Genomic DNA, 4,415 nt, shown 5'->3' with positions numbered 1-4,415 from the left:
TTCTCGACGTCGTCGAGGGCGCCCCGGAACGCGGTGTCCTCGTCCTCGTTGGCGTCGCGGTTCTCCTTGGCGAGCCGGTCGCGGATGTCCTGGACGGTCGCCCAGGCGTTCGCGCGCCGGTCCAGCAGGTCCTGCAGTCGGGACACGACTGCCTCCTTCGTCTGGATCGTTGGTGGGTCGTCCGTCCGGTCGCTCCGGTCCCGCGCAGAGTGGTGCCGCGCCCGGCTCCCCCGCGGGGAGTGGTGCGCGTCCGGCTCGGCCGGGGTGGAACTAGCGGAAGTGGTGCTACGCCGGCTTGCGCTCGACGGACAGGGGGATCGCGTAGGCGCCCGCGAGCCGGTCCATGTCGGACCGGGTCAGGGTGCGCCTGCGCGGCTCGGGCGCTGGGAAGGCCCCGAGAAGCTCGTTCAGTTCGGGCCGCGCCGCGGACCGGCGGGCGATGGCCTCGCGGTTGCCGCGATGAGCCAGGGCGGGCATCACACCGAAGCGCAGCGACGCGTCGGTCTCCTCGTAGGCGGGGAACGTCACCGCCGAGACCTCGATCAGCTTCACCTCGCGGATGATCCGGACGTCGACCTCGGCGGGGTCGTCGAGGCCCTCGACCTCCAGCTGCTCGGTGACCCAGTCGTCCTTGACGACACGGAACCCGAAGCTCATGCCGGTGATGCGGCGCTTCTCCACGTTGCGGGCCAGGTCGCGGATGTAGGACACCTCGACGTCCAGCTCGGAGTCGACCGCCAGGCCCGCCCCGTCCTCGCCCAGCGTCAGGTCACCGGCGGACACGCGGGACACCAGCAGGGAGGAGTCGTGGTCGACGAGCATCCGCGCGTCGCCCTCCTTGAGGGTCTTGGCGAACGCGCCGCCCGAGATCTCCTCCAGGAACCCCCACCCGGGCACGGGCCCGATCGCGGTGCGCGTGTCGAACACCGCCGCGTGCCCGGTGAACCGGGGCGGCTCGTCGTCGCCGGCGGCCCGCACCTGCAGGCCCGCGTCGGCCAGCGCCAGATCGCGGCGCTCCTCACTCGGCAGGCTGGTCCGCCCCATCGCCCTCTCCTGTGCTCGCGTCCGCGGGGTCGCTCCCCAGCGGCGCCATGTTCACCGGCTGCCAGTAGTCCTCGCCGAGCCCGTCGGGCAGTGGCGGCAGGTCTTCCTCGGCACGGATGTCGTCGGCGTTGAAAACGCCGAGGTCACGCATGGTGCGGTACCAGTTCGCGCGGGCCGTGGAGTCGCCGCGCAGCAGCTCGCGGACCTTGTAGCGGACCTCGATGCCGCGGCCCGTGAGCCGCGTGACCCGCTGCTCGGTCGGCGCCAGCCACGTCGGGTGAAGGCTGTAGTTCAGCCACGCCAGAGTCTGCTGCTCAAGGCCCGTCCCCCACGAGGTGGACTTCTCGGTCAGCATCAGCAGGAACGGCGGAACGCCGAACCAGCGGGCGATCTCCTCGACCTGGAACTGCCGCGACTCCAGGAACTGCGCGTCGTCGTGCGGCATGCTCAGCGGCTGGAACTTCGCCCCCGCGTCGAGCACAGCCACGTCGTGGGCGTTGTCGATCCCGGCCATCTTCTGCCGCCAGCGCCGCTTCAGCGCGTCGGCGTCCTTCTGCTCAAGGCGCTGCTCGGTCTGCAGGATGCCGGACAGCAGCGAACCCTTGCCGAAGAACCGGGCGCCGTACTGCTCGGCCGCCGTCGCCAAGCCCAGCGACGTCCGGGCGTGCGTGATGACGCTGACGCCCTTCAGCCCGTCGAAGCTGAGCCCTGGAAGGTGCAGCACCTCATGCGGCAGCAGCGGCGCGTCCAGGTCGCTGTCGACGATGAACACCTTCCCCGCCGGGTTCCGCTCGGTGGCCTGCACCTTGCGGACCTGCACGCGGCCCGGCTCCAACGGGTCCAGCCACCGCGGCCGGCCGACCCTGTCCAGAACCTTGCGGCTCACGTGGTCGCCCCACAGCAGCCGGTGCACGTACGTCAGCTTCCAGAACTCGTACGGCGTCATCTCCGGGTGCGGGTTCGCCAGGATCGGTACGCTCGCCGGTTCCTTCGTCCCCGCCGTGTACGGGATCAGCGGCAGCGCCCCCGATACGCTCGACACCAGATCGACCGCCCGGTAGACCGCGGACAGGTTCATTGCGGTCGTCTGGTTGACCCGGACCCCGGATTCGTTCGGTGCGCCGCCGTCCAGCCAGTCCAGGAGCTGCGTCGAGGTCAGCGGGACGGCCGGATTCTCGGGCGAGTCTCGCCGCTCGAACAGCCCGAACAGACTCACGCGACCCGCCTCAACCGCCGCGGCGCCTGCGCCTCACCGCGCGGCACCACCGCACGACGGGCCGACGAGCGCCGCTCACACGCCACGACCCCCAGCACACCGCCGACCATCAGCGCCGCCGGCGGCCATACCAGCGCCACACCGGCCAGGAACACCACCACGAACGCCAGTTCGGCCAGGTCAAGCATCAGAGCAACCCTCCTCACCAGACGTTCGGCGGGGCGTCGTCGACCCGCTCCCTGGTCACCCACGCCCACCGGGCCAGAGTCACCGCCACCAGCGGACTGATGTCCACGCTCACGCCTCGCCGGTCCCACGCCCACGCATCGCCCAGCGGCCTCTTCCCCGCGCCGCTCAGCGCGCCTGAGAGCGCCGGGTGCGGGATGTGCCGCACCGTCGGCGCCCACCCCTCCTGCGCGTCCGGCGGACGCACCACCGCGTCGTACAGGCCACCCGCAGCCGCGGCCACGTCACGCGCCTTCGTCGTCGTCAGCTCGATCCCCGCGGCCTCGAAGTCGCCCACAAGCGAACCGCCCGGCCCGCCCGGGTCCAGGGCCACCGCGCACGGCCGCCACCGCTCCACGAGCGCCTGAACGCGCGCCACGACCCACCCGGTGCCGGGCTCGTGGTCGACGACCTCCACGTGCATCAGCCCGTCCGCCCGGACGCCCGCGATGGCGACACACGCCGCGCTGCGGTCCGGGGTCACATCGACCGCGAACGCCACCGGGTCCAGCGGCTGCGACGCCTCGTCCTCGGTCGCCGCCCACGCCGCCTCGGAGATGACGTCCCAGCCGCCACCCTCGACCGGGTAGTTCCCGACCGACAACAGCTCGCGGGCGAACCCGCGGTAGGACATCGAGGCGTGCAGCTTGCCCACGCCCTCGGTCGTCACCCGCCCGCTCCCCAGCGCCGGATTCGTCTTCGCCCAGGTCAGAGGGTCGGCCGGGTCGTCGTGCTCCTCGCAGCCCAGACCGCACTGGTCCGTGCACAGCTCGGCGCTCCACTCGAAGTACGCCAGCCGGTCGGCGTCCCCGGCCAGCGCCCGGCGCCGCACCCGCGTGATCTGCTCGCACGGCGCCAAGTCCTTGTCCGGCGCAGAGCCGGAGTACCACAGCTGCGGATTCGGGCGCGCCAGCAGCGTCGGCATCATCGCGTCCACCGGCGCATCGCCCAAGTTCTGGCACTCGTCCATGAACACGCAGTCGCCGGAGAACCCGCGGCCCGACCCCGTCGAGCGGGCCAGGAAACGCAGCCGCTGCCCGCGCGGGTTCCGCGCGGTCGGGAGAAGCTCGATCCCCTCCTCACCCTTCGACCTCGCCACCGACTTCACACGTTTCCGCAGGTCAGCGGTTCCTTCGACAAGGGCGAGGACGCGGCGGAAAATCTCCCCCGCCGTCTTGAACTCGTGAGCGCTGTAGATCAGCAACTCCTCGCCGAACAGGAACAGCCCTGCGAGCATCCGCGCCTCGGCCACGGCCGACTTTCCGTTCTGGCGCGCCAAGATCAAGCCCACCTCGAACGCGCTCCAGCGGCCGTCCGCATCGACGCCCAGCGACCGCTCCAGCACCAGCGACTGCCACGGATCCAGGCGCAGGCCCGCCCGGAACGCCAGGTCCACCGTCATGCGGCCGGCCGTGCGCTCCGACTCGGGGTGTACCAGGATCCGTGGGTCGCGGGCTCCCATGATGAGCCGGTCGTCGACGGCGGTCACTGCACGGCCCTCAGCCCGATGTAGGCGTTCTGAAGGTCGGACACGCCGTCCTTCTCATCAGCCGGAGGAGCGAGTTTCCGCAGGTCAACGAGCTGCGTGCGGAGCTGCGCGTGAAGCATCGCCGCGGCTGCGGGGCGAAGGTCTTCGGTGTGGGCGAGCCGGTGGACGATGTCCATCGTCGCCGCGCCCTCGGCCGTGCCGAGCAGGCCCCACGCGGCGAGTTGATCACGGACGGCGCGTTCAAGATCGGAGAGGTCGTGATCATCGGCGGACATGACCACCTCCGCTAATCCGGTCGAGTCGGAGTCCGGTCAAGTAGCGAGCCGGGTGATGGTCACACTCCGTGACTGCATAGCCCTGCATGATCATGCACTGCTAAATGGGTCAAGTCGGAGTCGCGCCCATTACTTTGAGTGACGGAGAGAGAAGAGGCCGACAGAT

Annotated in this window: 5 protein-coding genes; all 5 read right to left on the bottom strand. The window is 70.9% G+C overall.

The features are described 5' to 3' along the window. Positions 1–285 precede the first annotated feature (285 nt). From VIU94_RS43635 to VIU94_RS43615, 5 genes are read right to left on the bottom strand one after another with little or no spacing between them, the layout of a single operon-like run. Positions 286–1,044, bottom strand: coding sequence for an HK97 family phage prohead protease (locus tag VIU94_RS43635; RefSeq protein ID WP_331921113.1), 759 nt, complete (start codon positions 1,042–1,044; stop codon positions 286–288). Then, positions 1,019–2,260: a phage portal protein gene (locus VIU94_RS43630; protein ID WP_331921110.1), complete on the bottom strand. Its 1,242-nt coding sequence runs from the start codon at positions 2,258–2,260 to the stop codon at positions 1,019–1,021. Before VIU94_RS43630 ends, VIU94_RS43635 begins: the two co-directional genes overlap by 26 nt. Then, the gene (locus VIU94_RS43625) at positions 2,257–2,448 is read right to left on the bottom strand and encodes a hypothetical protein (protein WP_331921108.1); all 192 of its coding nucleotides are present in this window, start codon (positions 2,446–2,448) and stop codon (positions 2,257–2,259) included. Before VIU94_RS43625 ends, VIU94_RS43630 begins: the two co-directional genes overlap by 4 nt. A 14-nt stretch (positions 2,449–2,462) precedes the next feature. Then, complete coding sequence (locus VIU94_RS43620; RefSeq protein WP_331921106.1) at positions 2,463–3,974, bottom strand: terminase large subunit domain-containing protein; 1,512 nt, start codon at positions 3,972–3,974, stop codon at positions 2,463–2,465. Next, on the bottom strand, positions 3,971–4,249 hold the full coding sequence (locus VIU94_RS43615) for a hypothetical protein (RefSeq protein ID WP_331921104.1): 279 nt from the start codon (positions 4,247–4,249) through the stop codon (positions 3,971–3,973). Before VIU94_RS43615 ends, VIU94_RS43620 begins: the two co-directional genes overlap by 4 nt. Positions 4,250–4,415: the final 166 nt, after the last annotated feature.

Source organism: Streptomyces sp. (assembly GCF_036566765.1).
Taxonomy (GTDB): Bacteria; Actinomycetota; Actinomycetes; order Streptomycetales; family Streptomycetaceae; genus Streptomyces.
Note: the sequence above shows the minus strand (reverse complement) of the source record. Positions and strands in the feature narration are given on the sequence as shown.

Bases quoted from the DNA above. Each gene is read 5' to 3' on its own strand.
- VIU94_RS43625 (WP_331921108.1), bottom strand. From the start codon at position 2,448: ATGCTTGACCTGGCCGAACTGGCGTTCGTGGTGGTGTTCCTGGCCGGT.
- VIU94_RS43635 (WP_331921113.1), bottom strand. From the start codon at position 1,044: ATGGGGCGGACCAGCCTGCCGAGTGAGGAGCGCCGCGATCTGGCGCTG.
- VIU94_RS43615 (WP_331921104.1), bottom strand. From the start codon at position 4,249: ATGTCCGCCGATGATCACGACCTCTCCGATCTTGAACGCGCCGTCCGT.